Genomic DNA, 16220 nt, shown 5'->3' on the forward strand with positions numbered 1-16220 from the left:
TTCGGTGTTGGATCGTTCAAAACCTCGGTAGGCTGGGACCGTGCGTAGAGCCAAGATCGTCTGCACCCTCGGCCCCGCGACCTCGTCGCCTCGACGGATCCGGGAGCTCGTCTACGCCGGGATGGACGTCGCCCGGCTCAACATGAGCCACGGCTCGCACGAGGACCACGCCGAGGCCTACCGGCTGGTGCGCGAGGCCGCCGACGCCAGCGGGCACGGCGTCGGCATCTTCGCCGACCTGCAGGGGCCGAAGATCCGCCTGGAGAAGTTCGCCGGCGGGCCGGTCCAGCTGCGCCGCGGCCAGGAGTGGACCATCACCACGCGCGACGTCCCGGGGGACGCCGAGATCGCGGGCACGACGTACAAGGGCCTGCCCGGCGACGTCGGCGTCGGCGACCCGATCCTCATCGACGACGGCAAGGTGCGCCTGCGGGTGCTCTCCGTCGACGGTTCCGACGTGCGCACCGAGGTGCTCGTCGGTGGCAAGGTCAGCAACAACAAGGGCATCAACCTGCCCGGCGTCGCGGTGTCCGTGCCCGCGCTGTCGGACAAGGACGAGGCCGACCTGCGCTTCGCCCTCGGGCTCTGCGTGGACTTCGTCGCGCTCAGCTTCGTCCGCAGCGCCGACGACGCCGAGGACGTGCGGCGGATCATGCGCGAGGTCGGCGTCTCGGTGCCGGTCATCGCCAAGATCGAGAAGCCGCAGGCCATCGAGAACCTCGACGAGGTCGTCGCGGCGTTCGACGGTTTCATGGTGGCGCGCGGCGACCTGGGCGTGGAGTGCCCGCTGGAGGACGTGCCGTTCCTCCAGAAGCGGATCGTCGAGAAGGCCCGGCTCAACGCCAAGCCCGTCATCGTCGCCACCCAGATGCTGGAGTCGATGATCGGCAACCCGGCCCCGACCCGCGCGGAGGCCTCCGACGTCGCCAACGCCGTGCTCGACGGCGCCGACGCGGTGATGCTCTCGGGGGAGACGAGCGTGGGGGAGTACCCCGTCCACACCGTCGAGACCATGGCCCGCATCATCGAGGCCACCGAGCGGCACGCCCTGTCCGCCGAGGCCGTCGACCGCGTCTCCGCGATCGACTGGGACCCCCACACCAAGGGCGGCGTGATCGCCAAGGCCGCCCTCGAAGTCGCCGAGCGGGTCGAGGCCAAGTACGTCGTGGCGTTCACCCAGTCCGGCGACTCCGCCCGCCGGATGTCGCGCCTGCGCGGCGCGGTGCCGATCCTCGCCTTCACCCCCGAGGCCGCGGTCCGCTCGCAGCTGTCGATGTCGTGGGGCGTGGAGACCTTCAAGACCGCCTCGGTCGAGCACACCGACGAGATGGTCCGCCAGGTCGACGAGCAGCTCCTGCGCATCGGCCGGGTCGAGGAGGGTGACCTCGTCGTGATCATCGCGGGTGCCCCTCCGGGCATCCCCGGCTCCACCAACGCCCTGCGCATCCACCGGATGGGCGACGCCATCAAGGGCGTCGCGCCTGCCTACCGGCGGTCCGCGACCTGATCGTCGCGCTGGTCCCGTGCGGCCCGCGCCGCTCGCGTGGCCGGGGTGTGTGCCTGTCGGTCCATCAAGGGATGCAGGGAAGTAGTCGCTTCCCAGGTGGAGCTCGCCTGGAGAAGCGGCGGTTCGTCGGCATCCCTTGATGAACCGCCGCCCGCGCGGCCGGGTGGTGCCCCGGGTGGGATTCGAACCCACACTGGATGGTGTTTGAGACCACTGCCTCTGCCGTTGGGCTACCGGGGCCGGCGGGACGGAACCATAGCGCCACGCGACCCCCTTCCTCTAAGTCGACCAGTTCGCTACGGTTTGGTGCGTGACCTGGACGAGACCGTGGCGGTGGGCGGCGGCGAGCAACGCGCGCGCGGTGGCCAACGCCCGCGCCGCGGCGGTCGAGTGCAGCCGCCGGCGGCTCGAGCGCGCTGAGGTGGCGGCGTACGTCGAGGTGTCGGTCGAGGGGCGCCTCCGCCGGCGCGCCTGACCCGCCCCCGGACGGCGCCCGCTGCGTGAGCGGTCCCACGGCGCGCGGAGGGCTGCCGCCGATACCCTGTCGCCCGTGACCGAGCCCCAGCCCGCCCCGAGCACCAGCACCACGCGCAGCGTCGTGATCGCCGAGGACGAGGTGCTGATCCGCATGGACCTCGCGGAGATGCTGGGCGAGGAGGGGTACGACGTCGTCGGCCAGGCCGGCGACGGGGCCAGGGCGATCGAGCTGGCCCAGGAGCTCCGCCCCGACCTGGTCATCCTCGACGTCAAGATGCCGGTGCTCGACGGGATCGCCGCGGCCGAGGCGATCGCCCGCGACCGGATCGCGCCCGTGGTGATCCTGACGGCGTTCTCGCAGCGGGAGCTCGTCGAGCGGGCGCGCGACGCCGGGGCGATGGCGTACCTCGTCAAGCCGTTCTCCAAGTCCGACCTGGTGCCGGCGATCGAGATGGCGGTCAGCAGGTTCTCCGAGCTCTCGCTGCTCGAGGCGGAGGTCGCCGACCTCACCGAGCGGCTGGAGACGCGCAAGTCGATCGACCGCGCCAAGGGCGTGCTGCAGCAGCAGCTGGGCCTCTCCGAGCCCGAGGCCTTCCGGTGGATCCAGAAGACCGCGATGGACCTGCGGCTCTCGATGCGCCAGGTCGCCGACGGCGTCGTCGAGCACGGCCCGGGCATCGCGGGCTGACCGCTCGCGTCGCCGAGCCGGGCTCGTGCCGGGCCCCCGACCGGGGCCCCGCCCCGCGTCGCCGCAGGTCACCGCAAGATCACGGTCCGGTAAAGCCGAGGCGTGCCTGCCCCGATGTGCCCCAGACCACGTTCGGTCCCCCTAGACTCTCCGGGCGGTACCCGCCGGGTGCCTTGATGAGGAGGACCGGTTTGAAGTCTCGTCACCACGTCCGCACGACCGGTGCGAGGGCGGTGGGGAAGGGTCTGGTCGCCGCCGTGCTGCTGGGCCTGCTGGTCCCGCTGCTCCTGCTGGTCGGCGGCTCGAGCGCGAGCGCAGCGACCCTGTGCCTGCCCAAGCCGGACGAGACGGGCTGCATCAGCGGCACCATCGGGTCCCGGGCCGAACCCGTCGCCGGCGTCGACGTCGTCCTGCGTGACGCGCAGGGCACCGACCTCGAGACGGTCACCACCGCGGAGGACGGCAAGTTCAGCTTCTCGGTGACCGAGTCGGGTGACTACTTCGTCGTCCTCGACGAGGACACCCTCCCCGACGGCCTCGAGCAGCTCCCGCCGCGCGCCGCCATCGCCGGGCCGGACGGCTCGGTGAAGGTCGCGGCGAAGGTCGGCATGTCGGTCTCCCCGATCGTCGAGGTCCGCGACGAGGACTACGACGCGGGCGGTGAGTCCTTCACCGACCAGATCGCCCAGTCGGTCGTCAACGGCCTTCGCCTGGGCCTCCTGCTGGCGCTGGCGTCCCTCGGCCTCTCGCTCATCTACGGCACCACCGGCCTGTCCAACTTCGCCCACGCCGAGCAGGTGACGCTGGGCGGCATGGTCGCCTACGGCCTGGTCAACCTCGCCGGCATGAACCTGTGGCTGGGCATCGTGGTCACGACGCTCGTCTGCGCGGGCTCGGGATACCTCCAGGACCGCCTCCTCTGGCAGCCGCTGCGCCGCCGCGGGCTGGGCCTGACCCAGCTGATGATCGTCACGATCGGTCTCGCGCTGGCCGCGCAGTACGCCTACCAGTACTTCGTCGGCGCCTCGCTGCAGAAGGTCGTGGTCGAGGACTTCGGCACCACCACCTTCGGCCCGGTGACGCTGACCAACCTCTCCTTCCTCGCCATGGGCGTCGCGATCGTCGCGATCGCGGCCGTCGGGTTCGTCCTCGTGCGCACCCGCGTCGGCCAGGCGACCCGCGCGGTGTCCGACAACCCCGCGCTCGCGGCGGCGTCCGGCATCGACGTGGACAAGATCATCCGCCTCGTCTGGACGGCCGCGGCCGGTCTCGCCGGCCTCGCCGGCGTGCTCTACGCCCTGGTCATCAGCAACGGCATCCGTTGGGACACCGGCATGCAGATTCTGCTGCTGCTGTTCGCCGCGGTCACCCTGGGCGGCCTCGGCACGGCCTTCGGCGCCTTCGTCGGCTCGATCATCATCGGGCTCGTCGTGGAGCTGGCCGGACCGCTGGGCGCGCCCGGTGACCTCAAGTACGCCGTTGCCCTCGGCATCCTGATCGTGCTGCTGCTGGTGAGGCCCCAGGGCATCCTCGGCCGCGCCGAGCGGGTCGGCTGAGAGGGAGAGGGACTCAATCCATGGACACCATCCTCGAAATCCTCGGCGCCGTCATCCGCGAGATGATCAGCCCGGGCACCGCCGCCGTCGCCATCGCGGTCATCGGCCTGAACCTGCACTTCGGCTACACCGGCCTGCTGAACTTCGGCCAGTCCGGCTTCATGCTGCTCGGTGCCTACGGCTTCGCCATCTCGCTGGTCCACGACATACCGCTGCCGATCGCCGTGCTCATCGGCCTCGGTCTCGCCTTCGTCTTCGCGCTCGTGCTGGGCATCCCGACCCTGCAGCTGCGCGGTGACTACCTCGCGATCGTGACGATCTCCGCAGCGGAGATCATCCGGTTCGTCGGACGCCTGGCGAACCTCAAGGACCTCACCGGTGGCGCGCAGGGCATCCAGGGCCGCACCTACCAGCCGGCCTTCGTCAACCTTTCGTTCTTCGGCGACGGCAGCTTCACGCTGGCGCCGTTCAACTACACCGACGTCGCCGACGGCGCCGGCTGGGTCCGGGCCCTCGGCGGCCTGGTCTTCCTCGCCTGCGTGGTCGCGATCGTCGTCCTCGTCCGGCGCACCAAGCGTGCCGACGACCCGACCTCCGAGGTGCCGCGCAAGGGGCTCAACGGCCTGCCCGGCAAGCTGCTGGTCGCGCTGCTCGTGGTCGTCGCGCTGTACGCCGTGTTCTTCGCGATGCCGGTCACCTACGGCCGCTCGGGCGTCAACGGCTGGTGGGTCCGCGCCGTGGCGTGGTCCCTCGTGGCGCTCAGCACGCTGATCGTCTTCCTGCTGGTGCGCAGCCCCTGGGGCCGCCTCCTGCGGGGCGTTCGTGAGGACGAGGACGCCATGCGCAGCCTCGGCCGCAACGTGTTCGCGGTGAAGATGCAGTCGCTCGTCATCGGTGGCCTCTTCGGCGCCCTCGGCGGCATGGTCTACGTCCTCGCCTCGACCGTGCAGCCCGACGCCCTCGGCCGCCAGATCACGTTCTTCGCCTACACCGCCCTGCTCCTGGGCGGCGCGGCGACGATCCTCGGCCCGGTGCTCGGCACCGTGCTGTTCTTCTCCGCGCGCATCCTCATCCGTGAGTCGGCGCGCGCCTACGTGCCCGACAGCATCATGAGCAGCCAGCAGACCGAGCAGTTCTCGTTCATCGTGGTCGGTGTGGCGCTGGTCCTGCTCGTGATCTTCCGACCGCAGGGAATCCTGGGCGACAAGAGGGAGCTCCGGTTCAATGTCTGAGACCACCGTCAGCGGTACGTCGCACCTGGCCGACCCGGCCGCCCGCCGCGAGCTGATGTCGGGCGTCGCGCCCGAGCCCGGCTCGGCCAAGGTCGACCCGATCCTCAAGGTCGACAAGATCGAGCGCCGGTTCGGCGGCATCACCGCCGTCGACGTCGAGCACCTCGAGGTCCAGCGCGGTGTCATCACCGCGCTGATCGGCCCCAACGGTGCCGGCAAGACGACGTTCTTCAACCTGATCACCGGCTTCGACAAGCCCAGCTCGGCCGGCAACGGCGCGCACTGGGAGTTCGACGGCCGCGCCCTGGACAAGACGTCCGCGTCGAGCGTCGCGAAGGCCGGCATGGTCCGCACCTTCCAGCTCACCAAGTCCCTCAACCGGATGACGGTGATGGACAACATGATGCTGGGCGCCCAGGGCCAGGCCGGGGAGAACCTCCTCAAGTCCGTCTTCAAGCCGCTGTGGCGCGGCCAGGAGCGGGCGGTCGAGGAGAAGGCCAAGGAGCTGCTCGCCCGCTTCAAGCTGCTCGAGAAGAAGGACGACTACGCGGGCAGCCTCTCCGGCGGCCAGCGCAAGCTGCTCGAGATGGCGCGGGCGCTGATGAGCGACCCGAAGATGATCATGCTCGACGAGCCGATGGCCGGTGTGAACCCGGCGCTGACCCAGTCGCTGCTCGGCCACATCCAGGCGCTGCGCGACGAGGGGATGACCGTGCTGTTCGTCGAGCACGACATGCACGTCGTCCGCCACATCTCCGACTGGGTGGTCGTCATGGCCGAGGGTCGGGTCGTCGCGGAGGGCCCGGCCGACACGGTGATGTCGAACCAGGCCGTCATCGACGCCTACCTCGGCGCACACCACGACACCGACCTCGGAGACGACGACCTGCTGACCGAGGACGCCCTGCAGGAGATCGAGGCCGAGGTGCGCGCCGACGAGGCCGCGCACGAGAAGCAGGACCACGAGGGAGACAAGTCGTGACCCAGACGCAGACCACCTCGCCGGCCGCGGGATCCGCCCAGCCGGTCATCGAGGCCACGGACCTCGTCGCCGGCTACCTCCCCGGCGTCAACATCCTCAACGGGTGCAGCCTGGTGGCCCACCCCGGCGAGATGATCGGGATCATCGGTCCCAACGGCGCCGGCAAGTCCACGCTGCTCAAGGCGATGTTCGGGCTGGTGAAGATCCACTCCGGCAGCGTCACGCTGCACGGCGAGGACATCACCAACTCGCGCGCCAACCGCCTGGTGCAGATGGGCGTCGGGTTCGTCCCGCAGACCAACAACGTGTTCCCCTCGCTCACCATCGAGGAGAACCTGCGGATGGGTCTCTTCCTGCGGCCCAAGAAGCTGCAGGAGCGCCTCGGCGCGATGTGGGACCTCTTCCCGACGCTGCACGAGCGGCGGGACCGCAGCGCCGGCGCGCTCTCCGGCGGTGAGCGCCAGTCGCTCGCCATGGCGCGCGCGCTGATGATGGAGCCCAAGGTGCTGCTGCTCGACGAGCCCTCCGCGGGTCTCTCCCCGGTGCGCCAGGACGAGACCTTCATCCGCACCCGCCAGATCAACAAGACCGGCGTCTGCGTCGTGATGGTCGAGCAGAACGCCCGCCGCTGCCTGCAGATCTGCGACCGCGGCTACGTGCTCGACCAGGGCCGGGACGCCTACACCGGCACCGGCCGCGAGCTCGCCAACGACCCCAAGGTCATCGAGCTCTACCTCGGCACCCTCGCCAAGGACGTCGACGAGGAGCGCCAGACCGGCGCCTGAGCCCTCACCACGGCGTACGACGAAGCCGCCCACCCGCGAGGCGGGTGGGCGGCTTCGTCGTTCCCGTCGTTCCCGTCGTTCCTGTTCCTGTTCCTGCTGCCGGTGCTGCCGCCCCCCCGCCGCGGGCCGGGGCCCCGACGCTGCGCCTGCCGGGCGCGATCGGCGCTGGCCGCTGGCGAGCACGAGGCGCGCTACCCGCCCTGCCGGAGCCACCAGGTGGCAAGCGTCGGCGGGGGAACGGCGGTGGAGCGATCGGACGGTGCCGCCTGGACGGCCCGTCGTGGGACGCCCGGACCCGGGACGCAGCGAGGCCCCGGACCGATCCGGTCCGGGGCCTCGCCGTGGTGCTGGGTGGTGCGGGTGGCCAGCCGATCAGGTCAGCCGACCTCGTCACCGTGCGACCAGGTGGTCACTCGGTCACTTGGTGCCCTCGACGGTGGAGGCGAACACGTTCTTGTTGTCGCCGTCGTAGGTGTAGATGCCGACGAACGCCGAGGACGGGTCGTTCTCGTCGTCGATCGGGCCGATGCCCGACGGGCCGGTGTAGCGGATCTCCGAGCCGTCCTCGAGGAGGGCGACGCAGTCGGCGAAGGAGGAGCACTCCTCGCCGTCGGTCCCGCCGGAGACGGCCGCGTAGTTCTCCTGGATGGTGGTCGGGTCGGTGGCGCCGCCCTTGACCGCCGCGAGGGCGCCCAGGATGGTGGCGTCGTAGGACTCGGCCGCGTAGGCGTAGTCCGTGAGCTCCTTGCCGTTGACCTGCTGGTTCCAGCCCTGCAGGAGCTGCTTGAAGTCGTCCGAGGCGTCGGCGCCGGGGATGGTGCCCTGGGCACCCTCCATGGTCCCCTTCGGGAAGTCCTTGGAGTAGTCCGCGGTGTTGCCGTCGGTCAGGTACGTCTTCGACATGTCCCAGCCCTGCGAGACGAGCTCGGGCACGATCGCCTTGGTCTCGTCGAACGCGAGGATGACGATCGCGTCGGGGTTGGTGGCGAGCACCGCGCTGACGTCGGAGGAGAACGTCGTCTGGCCGGCGGGGAACTCGTTGCCGTCACCCTTGCAGCCGTAGGTGCACTCGCCGCCGGAGGCCTCGACGGTCGACTGGACCGCGTTGCGCAGGCCGGTGCCGTAGGTGTCGCTGAAGACCAGGAAGCCGACGCGCGAGTAGCCGTCGCTGGAGATCAGGGTGCCGAGCGCCGAGCCCTGGATGCCGTCCGGCGGGGCGGTGCGGAAGTAGTACGGCGAGTAGCCGGACAGGTCGACCGCGGTGTTCGCGGGGGAGACCTGGACGATCTTGGCGTCGGTGAAGGTGTCGACCACGTTCAGCGAGACGCTGGAGGAGGCGGCGCCGACGACCAGCGACGGCTTGGCGTTCACCAGGCGGTCGGCGGAGGCGGTGCTGACCGCGAGGTCGGTGGTGTCACCGGAGTCGAGCACCTGGTGGCAGGCGTCCGCGCCGTTCACGCCGCCGGCGGCGTTGATCTCGGAGACGGCCAGGCCGACACCCGCGATCTCCGGCGGGCCGAGGTAGGCCAGGTTGCCGGTCAGCGGCAGGATGCCGCCCACCTTGTACGTGTCGGCGCTGGTGGTGCCGTTGCCGCACTTGTCGTTGGTGAACTCGCCGGTCGGCGCGGCGGTGTCCGAGGACTCCGAGGTGGAGGCGGACGGGCTGTCGCCGGCCTCCGGGGAACCCTCGTCCTCGGAGCCGCACGCAGCCAGGGCGAGGGACAGCACGGCGGTACCGGCCATCAGCTTCACCCAGGAGGCGGTGGTGGTGGAGCGATTCACGTGGTGAACCTTTCTGTCAGGTTGGTGCACTAACCGCAGGTTCCCGACCCCCGGGAAGGCCGGTCATGGCTCCGTCACCGTAGGACTGGTGGAGAGGCGGTGTGGCGAACGGCACCCTCTCGTCACCAAACCGTTACGTCAACGACGCCGGGCGGCGCGGCGGCCGGGATCCGGCGGACGAGCCGTCCCGCGCGTCACCGGGCGAGGGCGACGAGCTGGACCAGGAGCGGTGCCACGACCAGGGCCGGGAGCAGGTCGGCGACCGGGACCTCGCGGACCCGCAGCAGCCGGAGCGCGACGCCGACGAGCAGCAGCCCGCCGGTCGCCGTGACCGCCGCCAGGTGGGCGTCGGGGAGCACGCCGCCGAGGCCGACGCCGAGCAGGGTCAGTGACCCCTGCACGACGACGACCGTGAGGGACGCGGCGAGCACTCCCCACCCGAACGACGCGGCGAACGCGATGGCCGCGAACCCGTCGAGCGCGGACTTGAGGAACAGCTGGTCCGCGCCGTTCCCGAGGCCGTCGTTGAGCGACCCCAGGATCGTGAGGGGACCGGTGCAGAAGATGAGGGAGGAGATCACGAAGCCCTCGACGAAGCGCTGCTTCTCCGCCGACCCGCGGTCGCCGGCCAGCACGCGCTGCAGCCACCCGCCGAGCCGCTCGACCCGCTGCTCGAGACCGAGCAGCGAGCCGGTGATCCCGCCGACCAGCAGGGCGCCGAGGACGATCAGCATCGGGGCGCTGTCCCCGACCACGTCGGAGAGCTCGACGTCGAGGACGGCCATCGCCGAGGTGCCGGCGATGAGCAGGGTGACCAGCCCGAGGGCGTCGGTGACCACCTCGCGCGTGCGGACGGGGAGCCGGTTGCCCAGGAGCAGGCCCAGGAGGCCACCGGCGAGCACGGCGAGCACGTTGACCAGCGTTCCGACTCCGGGGACCACGGTTCTCCTCACACGGGTCTGACAAGACGGCGGTGGGAGCGTAGTCTCGCCCGAGCAGGTCGGGTCCTCGGGGACCGGACGCCGACCGGTTGGTTCCGTCAGTGGCCCGTGAGGGCCGGGGGAAGGCAGGGGCACCATGCACCGCTCAGTGGTGACGTTGAGGTGCGCCGAGCTCACGGACGCGCCGCTCCTGGCCGACGTGTGGGCGGACGCGATGCGCAGGGCCGACCGGAGCGAGCACGTCGCCGACCTCGAGCTGATCATCAAGGCCGCGGCCGAGTCGCCCGAGCAGCGCATCGTGGTGGCGGAGTTCGACGGCCACCCCGCCGGGGCCGTCCTCCTGCGCGTGACCACGCTGAGCCCGATCAACCTCGACCTCACCGTGCAGGCGCTCTCGCCGCACGTGCTGCCGCAGTACCGCCGCCACGGCGTCGGCCGGGCGCTGATGGAGGCGGCCGTCACCTTCGCCGAGGAGCAGGGCGTCGGCCACGTCGCGACGGCGGCGACCTCCGGGTCGCGGGACGCCAACCGCTTCATGGCCCGGCTCGGGCTCGGTCCGCAGGCGGTCCTGCGGGTGGCCACCACGCACGCCCTGCGCGCCCGGCTGACCGCGCTGCGGCCCGCGCACGAGCGCGGCGGCCGCCAGCTCACCCAGGTGCTGGCCGCCCGGCGCTCGCAGCGCCGCGCCCAGGCCGCGGGCTGACCCCCCGGGCCCGGCCGGCCCTCAGAACCCGACCCGCTCCTTGGGCACCAGCGCGCAGGTGATCCGGGACGTGCACACCCGCTTCCCGCGCTCGTCGGTGACCACGACCTCGTAGGACGCCGACGTGCGGCCGAGGTGGATCGGCGTCGCGGTCCCGGTGACGGTCCCCGATGTCGCCGAGCGGTGGTGGGTGGCGTTGATGTCGACGCCGACCGAGACGCGGTCGGGGTGCGCGTGCAGCGCCGAGCCGATCGAGCCGAGGGTCTCGGCGAGCACGACCGAGGCGCCGCCGTGGAGGAGGCCGTAGGGCTGCTGGTTGCCCTCGACCGGCATGGTCGCGACCACCCGGTCCGGGGATGCCTCGAGCAGCTCGATGCCCATCTTCTCGTTCAGCGTGCCCATGCCCTGCGGCATGGCGGCGATGTACTCCTCGACGTCCATGCCGGGCATTCTTGCCGACCCCGGGACTGTCGGCGACGGCGGATAGAGTCGACGGGTGCCCGACGCCGCGACTGATGCCGTGACCCCGCGACTGCTCCTGCTCGACGGCCACTCCCTGGCCTACCGGGCGTTCTTCGCGCTGCCGGTGGAGAACTTCTCCACGACCACGGGGCAGCACACCAATGCGGTGTACGGCTTCACCTCGATGCTCATCAACGTGCTGCGCGACGAGCAGCCGACCCACCTCGGCGTCGCCTTCGACGTCTCCCGCCAGACCTTCCGCATGGAGGAGTACTCCGAGTACAAGGCCAAGCGGGCCAAGACGCCCTCGGAGTTCGGCAGCCAGCTGCCGCTGATCGAGGAAGTCCTCGGCGCCCTGCGGGTCCCGTTCCTGAAGAAGGACGGGTACGAGGCCGACGACATCATCGCGACGCTGACCACCCAGGCGCTCGACGCGGGGATGGAGGTGCTGATCCTCACCGGCGACCGCGACGCGCTGCAGCTGGTCACCGACCGCTCCACCGTGCTCTACCCCATGCGGGGCGTCTCGGACCTGGCCCGGATGACCCCCGACGCGGTCGAGGCGAAGTACGGCGTGCCGCCGTACCGCTACCCCGAGATCGCCGCGATCGTGGGGGAGACCTCCGACAACCTCCCGGGCGTGCCCGGTGTGGGCGTCGGCTTCGCGGCCAAGTGGATCAACACCTACGACGGCCTCGACAACGTCATCACCCACGCCGACAAGATCACCGGCAAGAAGGGGGAGTCGCTGCGCGCGCACCTCGGCGACGTGATCCGCAACCGCCGGCTCAACGCGCTCGTGCGCGACCTCGACCTCGAGCTCGGCCCGCAGGACCTCCTCATCCGGCCGTGGGACCGGCAGGAGGTCCACACCCTCTTCGACGGGCTGGAGTTCCGCGTCCTGCGCGACCGGCTCTTCGAGACGCTGAGCTCGGAGGAGGAGATCGACGACTCCGGCTTCGACGTGGCGATGAGCCGGCTGGGCGCCGGCGAGCTCGCCGCCTGGCTGGCCGAGCACGCCTCCGGCGAGGACCGCGTCGGCGTGCACGTCGCCGGCCGCTGGGGCGCCGGGACGGGGGACGTCGACGCGCTGGCGCTGGCCACGGTCGAGGGGGCGGCGGCGTACGTCACCGCCGAGACGATGGACCCCGCCGACGAGGAGGCGCTGCGCTCCTGGCTGGCCGACCCTGCCCGGCGCAAGGTCCTCCACGACGCGAAGGGTCCGATCCTCGCGCTCGACGCGTGGGGCATGCCGCTGGCCGGCCTCACCCGCGACACCGCGCTCTCGGCGTACCTCGCCCGGCCCGACCAGCGCTCCTACGACCTCGCCGACCTCACCGTCCGCTACCTCAAGCGCGAGCTGCGCACCGGCGGCGCCGACGACGGCCAGCTGAGCCTCGACGGCATCACCGACGAGACGGCCGGGGAGGTCGAGATGCTGCACGCCCGTGCCGTGCTCGACCTCGCCGCCGCGCTCGACGAGGAGCTGGCCGACCGCGGCGGCACCCGGCTGCTCGAGGACATCGAGCTGCCGCTCGTCGACCTGCTGGCGACCATGGAGCGCACCGGCATCGCGGTGGACATCGAGCACCTGGAGGAGCTCGAGCGGCACTTCGCCGGCGAGGTGAAGCTCGCGGCCGAGGACGCCTTCGCGGTCATCGGCAAGGAGATCAACCTCGGGTCGCCCAAGCAGCTGCAGGTCGTGCTCTTCGACGAGCTCGACATGCCCAAGACCAAGCGGACCAAGACCGGCTACACCACCGACGCGGACGCCCTGCAGGCGCTGTACGTCAAGACCGAGCACCCGTTCCTGCTGCACCTGCTGCGGCACCGCGACGTCGCCCGGCTCCGCCAGACGATCGAGGGGCTGCTCAAGACGGTGGCCCCGGACGGCCGCATCCACACGACGTTCAACCAGACCATCGCCGCGACCGGCCGGCTCTCGAGCACCGACCCGAACCTGCAGAACATCCCGATCCGCACCGAGGAGGGCCGCCGGATCCGCGAGGCGTTCGTCGTCGGCCCGGGCCACGAGTCGCTGATGACGGCCGACTACAGCCAGGTCGAGATGCGGATCATGGCGCACCTCTCCGAGGACGCCCTGCTCATCGACGCCTTCCGCTCCGGCCACGACTTCCACTCCGTGACCGCCGCCCGGGTCTTCGACGTGCCCGCCGAGGAGGTGGGGCCTGAGCAGCGCGCGAAGATCAAGGCGATGAACTACGGCCTGGCCTACGGGCTCTCGGCGTACGGCCTGAGCCAGCAGCTGACCATCGAGCCCGCCGAGGCCCGGGTGCTGATGGACGAGTACTTCGAGACCTTCGGCGGGATCCGCGACTACCTCGGCGGGGTGGTCGACGAGGCCCGGCGCACCGGTTACACCGAGACGATCTACGGCCGTCGGCGCTACCTGCCCGACCTGACCAGTGACAACCGCCAGCGGCGGGAGATGGCCGAGCGGATGGCGCTGAACGCCCCCATCCAGGGCTCTGCTGCGGACCTTATCAAGATCGCGATGCTGAACGTCGACCGCGCCGTCCGCGAGGCCGGGCTGCGCTCGCGGATGCTGTTGCAGGTCCACGACGAGCTCGTCCTCGAGGTCGCCGAGGGGGAGCGCGAGGCGCTGGAGGAGCTGGTGCGTCGCGAGATGGCCGGCGCCGCCGAGCTCGCGGTGCCGCTCGACGTGTCGGTGGGCACCGGCCGCAGCTGGCACGAGGCCGCGCACTGACCCGGGGCCCCGGTCCGGCCCGGGACCGGCCACCCATCCGCCTGCGCGCCGGCACCGAAGCACCTGAGGTGTCCACGCACCGGGAGATCCGCGGGGGAGATCCCGACGGGGACGCCGGAGCGCGGCCCGCCTCGTCCACCCCGTGCCCGAGGCGGGCCGCCCCGGCCCGGCGGGACCGCCGGCCGCACCGACCCCGATGACCACGCCAGGAGGCGATCGACGATGAGCAGCGCCGAGGCGGCGTCCGACCTGCACGCGGTGATCGGGGACGCGCCGGCGGCCGTGCTGGTCGTCGACCTGGCCCGGGGTGCCGTCGTGCACGCCAACGACGTGGCCCAGCAGCTCGCCCCGGCGCTGCGGCTGCCGGTCGCCCTGGACCGGTGGTCCGACGCGGCGCGGCTCCGCGACCCGGCGGGGACCGAGCTGTCGGACTCCGAGCACCCGCTCACCCGGCTGCTGCGCTCCGAGCCGGTGCCCGGGCAGCGCGTGTCCGCCGAGCGGCGCAGCGAGCTGGGTGCGTCCCGCGAGCCGCTGTGGGTGGTGGGCCTGCCCATGACCGGCGCGCCGATGCTGGACGACCACGCGCTCGTGGTGTTCCTCCCGGTGCGCGAGCGGCACGCGACCGCTGCGGTCGAGGCGTTCGCCGACCAGGACGCCCGCGTGCGCGACCGGGCGGTGCTGGCCACGGGGCTGTCCTTCACGGTGGCCGACGCCTCCGACCCCGACCTGCCACTGATCTGGGTCAACCCCGCCTTCACCGCGACGTCTGGTTACGAGTTCGGGGAGGCGGTCGGCCGCAACTGCCGCTTCCTCCAGGGGCCCGACACCGACCGCGCGGAGGTCCGCCGGGTCCGGACCGCCCTGGAGGCGGGGGAGGCGGTCACCGCGACCCTCCTCAACTACCGCAAGGACGGGCTGGCCTTCTGGAACCAGGTGACGATGTCGCCGATCCTCGGCGACTCCGGCACCGTCACCCACTTCGTCGGCGTGCAGAGCGACGTCAGCGGTCGGATCGAGTCCGACCGGCAGCGGGACGCGGCCCTGGCGGCCGAGCAGCGCGCGCGGACGCGGGCCGAGGAGAGCCAGGCCCGCCTCCGGCTGCTGGCCGGGGCCAGCGAGTCGCTCAGCGGCGAGCTCGACATCGACGAGGCGCGGACGCGGCTGCTGCAGCTGCTCGTGCCGGCGCTCGCCGACATGGCGGTGTTCGTCCACGTCGACGAGAACGGCGCGGTGACCGACCACCGAGCGGTCCACCGCGACCCCGACCGGTCGGAGGCGCTGGGCCGGGTCGCCGCCCGCGTGCCCGACGTCGTACCGCCCCAGGGCCTCGTGGTCGCGCTCCTCGACGGCCGGCCCTACCGGCAGCTGGACGCCTTCCCGCCGGAGGTCGCCGGCGACCTCGACGTCGGGTCCGCCCTCGCCGTCGCCCTCCCGGGCCGGCTCGGCGTGCGGGACCTCGTGCTGCTGGGCCGCACCGCCGACCGCTCGCCGTTCACCGCGGACGACGCGGACGTCGCGGTCGACCTCGGCCGCCGAGCGGGCCTGATCCTGGACAACCTGCGGCTCTACGCCGCGCAGCGGCTGATCGCCCAGACGCTGCAGCGCAGCCTGCTCCCGCAGCTGCCCGAGCTGACCGGTGTGGGCATCGAGGCGCGGTACCTGCCCGGCGCCGACGGGGCGGAGGTCGGTGGCGACTTCTACGAGGTCGTGGAGCTGCCGGCCGGCGACCCGACCGGCGACGCGGCGCCGGACGGCCGCACCCCCTTCGGGCTCGCGGTCGGCGACGTGGCCGGGCACGACGTGTACGCCGCCGCCGCGATGGGCCAGCTCAAGGGGGTCCTGCGGGCGACCGCGACCTCGCAGCGCCTGATGCCGGCGGCGGTCCTGGAGCACGTCGACGAGCTGCTGCCCGCCCTCAACGTGACCTCTCCGCTGGCGACGATGCTCTTCGCGCACTTCGAGCCGCTCGCGGGCGGCTCGTGGCAGCTGACCGTCTCCAGCGCCGGGCACCCGCCCCTGGTCGTGCGCCACCCCGACGGCCGCGCCGAGCTCCTGGACCCCGACCGGGCGCGCGGACCCATCCTCGGCTTCGACATCGTCACCCGCGGCGAGGTCAGCGTGGTGCTGGAGCCAGGGACGACGGTGGTGGCCTACACCGACGGCCTGGTCGAGCGGCGCGGGGAGCCGCTGGACGTCGGCTTCGAGCGGCTGCGCGTGGCGGTCGCCGCCGGACCAGGCGTGCGGACCGACCAGGTCATCGAGGCGCTCGCCGACCCCCGTGAGGACGTCGGGGGCAGCGACGACGTCGTGCTGGTGGCGGTCCACCTGCTCGGCTGAGCCGCTGACCGCGGGACACGGGAGGGCCCGGCGGCGTCAG

The 16220-nt window shown here is 72.0% G+C and carries 13 protein-coding genes and 1 tRNA gene; 10 read left to right on the forward strand and 4 right to left on the reverse strand.

What is annotated here, in order from left to right; all coding sequences use genetic code 11:
* The first annotated feature begins 40 nt into the window (after positions 1-40).
* Positions 41-1507 carry a pyruvate kinase gene (gene pyk, locus OSR43_RS08375; protein WP_302270831.1) on the forward strand — a complete coding sequence of 489 codons (1467 nt, stop codon included), beginning with the start codon at positions 41-43 and terminating at the stop codon, positions 1505-1507.
* 164 nt (positions 1508-1671) lie between these two features.
* Here pyk and OSR43_RS08380 read toward each other — a convergent pair.
* Positions 1672-1747, reverse strand: a tRNA-Leu gene (locus OSR43_RS08380).
* Between the two features lie 70 nt (positions 1748-1817).
* On the opposite strand from OSR43_RS08380, the gene OSR43_RS08385 reads away from it, so the two are divergent.
* From OSR43_RS08385 to OSR43_RS08410, 6 genes are all read left to right on the forward strand, one after another.
* Positions 1818-1982 (forward strand): hypothetical protein, encoded by a 165-nt coding sequence (locus OSR43_RS08385; protein ID WP_302270833.1) that lies wholly within the window; start codon positions 1818-1820, stop codon positions 1980-1982.
* Between the two features lie 75 nt (positions 1983-2057).
* Positions 2058-2672 (forward strand): ANTAR domain-containing response regulator, encoded by a 615-nt coding sequence (locus tag OSR43_RS08390; RefSeq protein ID WP_302270835.1) that lies wholly within the window; start codon positions 2058-2060, stop codon positions 2670-2672.
* A gap of 191 nt (positions 2673-2863) precedes the next feature.
* Positions 2864-4228 (forward strand): SdrD B-like domain-containing protein, encoded by a 1365-nt coding sequence (locus OSR43_RS08395; RefSeq protein WP_302270837.1) that lies wholly within the window; start codon positions 2864-2866, stop codon positions 4226-4228.
* A 20-nt stretch (positions 4229-4248) separates the two neighbouring features.
* Complete coding sequence (locus OSR43_RS08400) at positions 4249-5460, forward strand: branched-chain amino acid ABC transporter permease (RefSeq protein WP_302270838.1); 1212 nt, start codon at positions 4249-4251, stop codon at positions 5458-5460.
* Entirely contained in the window at positions 5453-6442 is a 990-nt protein-coding gene (locus OSR43_RS08405; RefSeq protein ID WP_302270839.1) for an ABC transporter ATP-binding protein, read from the forward strand. The genes OSR43_RS08400 and OSR43_RS08405 overlap by 8 nt, the downstream gene beginning before the upstream one ends.
* Complete coding sequence (locus OSR43_RS08410; RefSeq protein ID WP_302270840.1) at positions 6439-7227, forward strand: ABC transporter ATP-binding protein; 789 nt, start codon at positions 6439-6441, stop codon at positions 7225-7227. Before OSR43_RS08405 ends, OSR43_RS08410 begins: the two co-directional genes overlap by 4 nt.
* 417 nt (positions 7228-7644) lie before the next feature.
* On the opposite strand, the gene OSR43_RS08415 is transcribed toward OSR43_RS08410, so the two are convergent.
* Entirely contained in the window at positions 7645-9009 is a 1365-nt protein-coding gene (locus OSR43_RS08415) for an ABC transporter substrate-binding protein (protein WP_302270842.1), read from the reverse strand.
* 194 nt (positions 9010-9203) lie between these two features.
* Positions 9204-9950, reverse strand: coding sequence for a DUF554 domain-containing protein (locus tag OSR43_RS08420; protein WP_302270843.1), 747 nt, complete (start codon positions 9948-9950; stop codon positions 9204-9206).
* A gap of 136 nt (positions 9951-10086) precedes the next feature.
* Here OSR43_RS08420 and OSR43_RS08425 point away from each other — a divergent pair, with 136 nt between their 5' ends.
* Complete coding sequence (locus tag OSR43_RS08425; RefSeq protein WP_302270844.1) at positions 10087-10653, forward strand: GNAT family N-acetyltransferase; 567 nt, start codon at positions 10087-10089, stop codon at positions 10651-10653.
* 21 nt (positions 10654-10674) lie between these two features.
* On the opposite strand, the gene OSR43_RS08430 is transcribed toward OSR43_RS08425, so the two are convergent.
* Positions 10675-11094: a PaaI family thioesterase gene (locus tag OSR43_RS08430; RefSeq protein WP_302270846.1), complete on the reverse strand. Its 420-nt coding sequence runs from the start codon at positions 11092-11094 to the stop codon at positions 10675-10677.
* 55 nt (positions 11095-11149) lie between these two features.
* Here OSR43_RS08430 and polA point away from each other — a divergent pair, with 55 nt between their 5' ends.
* Together polA and OSR43_RS08440 are read left to right on the forward strand one after the other, a co-directional pair.
* The gene (gene polA / locus OSR43_RS08435; RefSeq protein ID WP_302270848.1) at positions 11150-13843 is read left to right on the forward strand and encodes a DNA polymerase I; all 2694 of its coding nucleotides are present in this window, start codon (positions 11150-11152) and stop codon (positions 13841-13843) included.
* 222 nt (positions 13844-14065) lie between these two features.
* Positions 14066-16180: a SpoIIE family protein phosphatase gene (locus OSR43_RS08440; RefSeq protein WP_302270849.1), complete on the forward strand. Its 2115-nt coding sequence runs from the start codon at positions 14066-14068 to the stop codon at positions 16178-16180.
* The last annotated feature ends 40 nt before the right edge of the window (positions 16181-16220 follow it).

The sequence above is a fragment of the Nocardioides sp. Arc9.136 genome, assembly GCF_030506255.1.
Lineage (GTDB): Bacteria > Actinomycetota > Actinomycetes > Propionibacteriales > Nocardioidaceae > Nocardioides.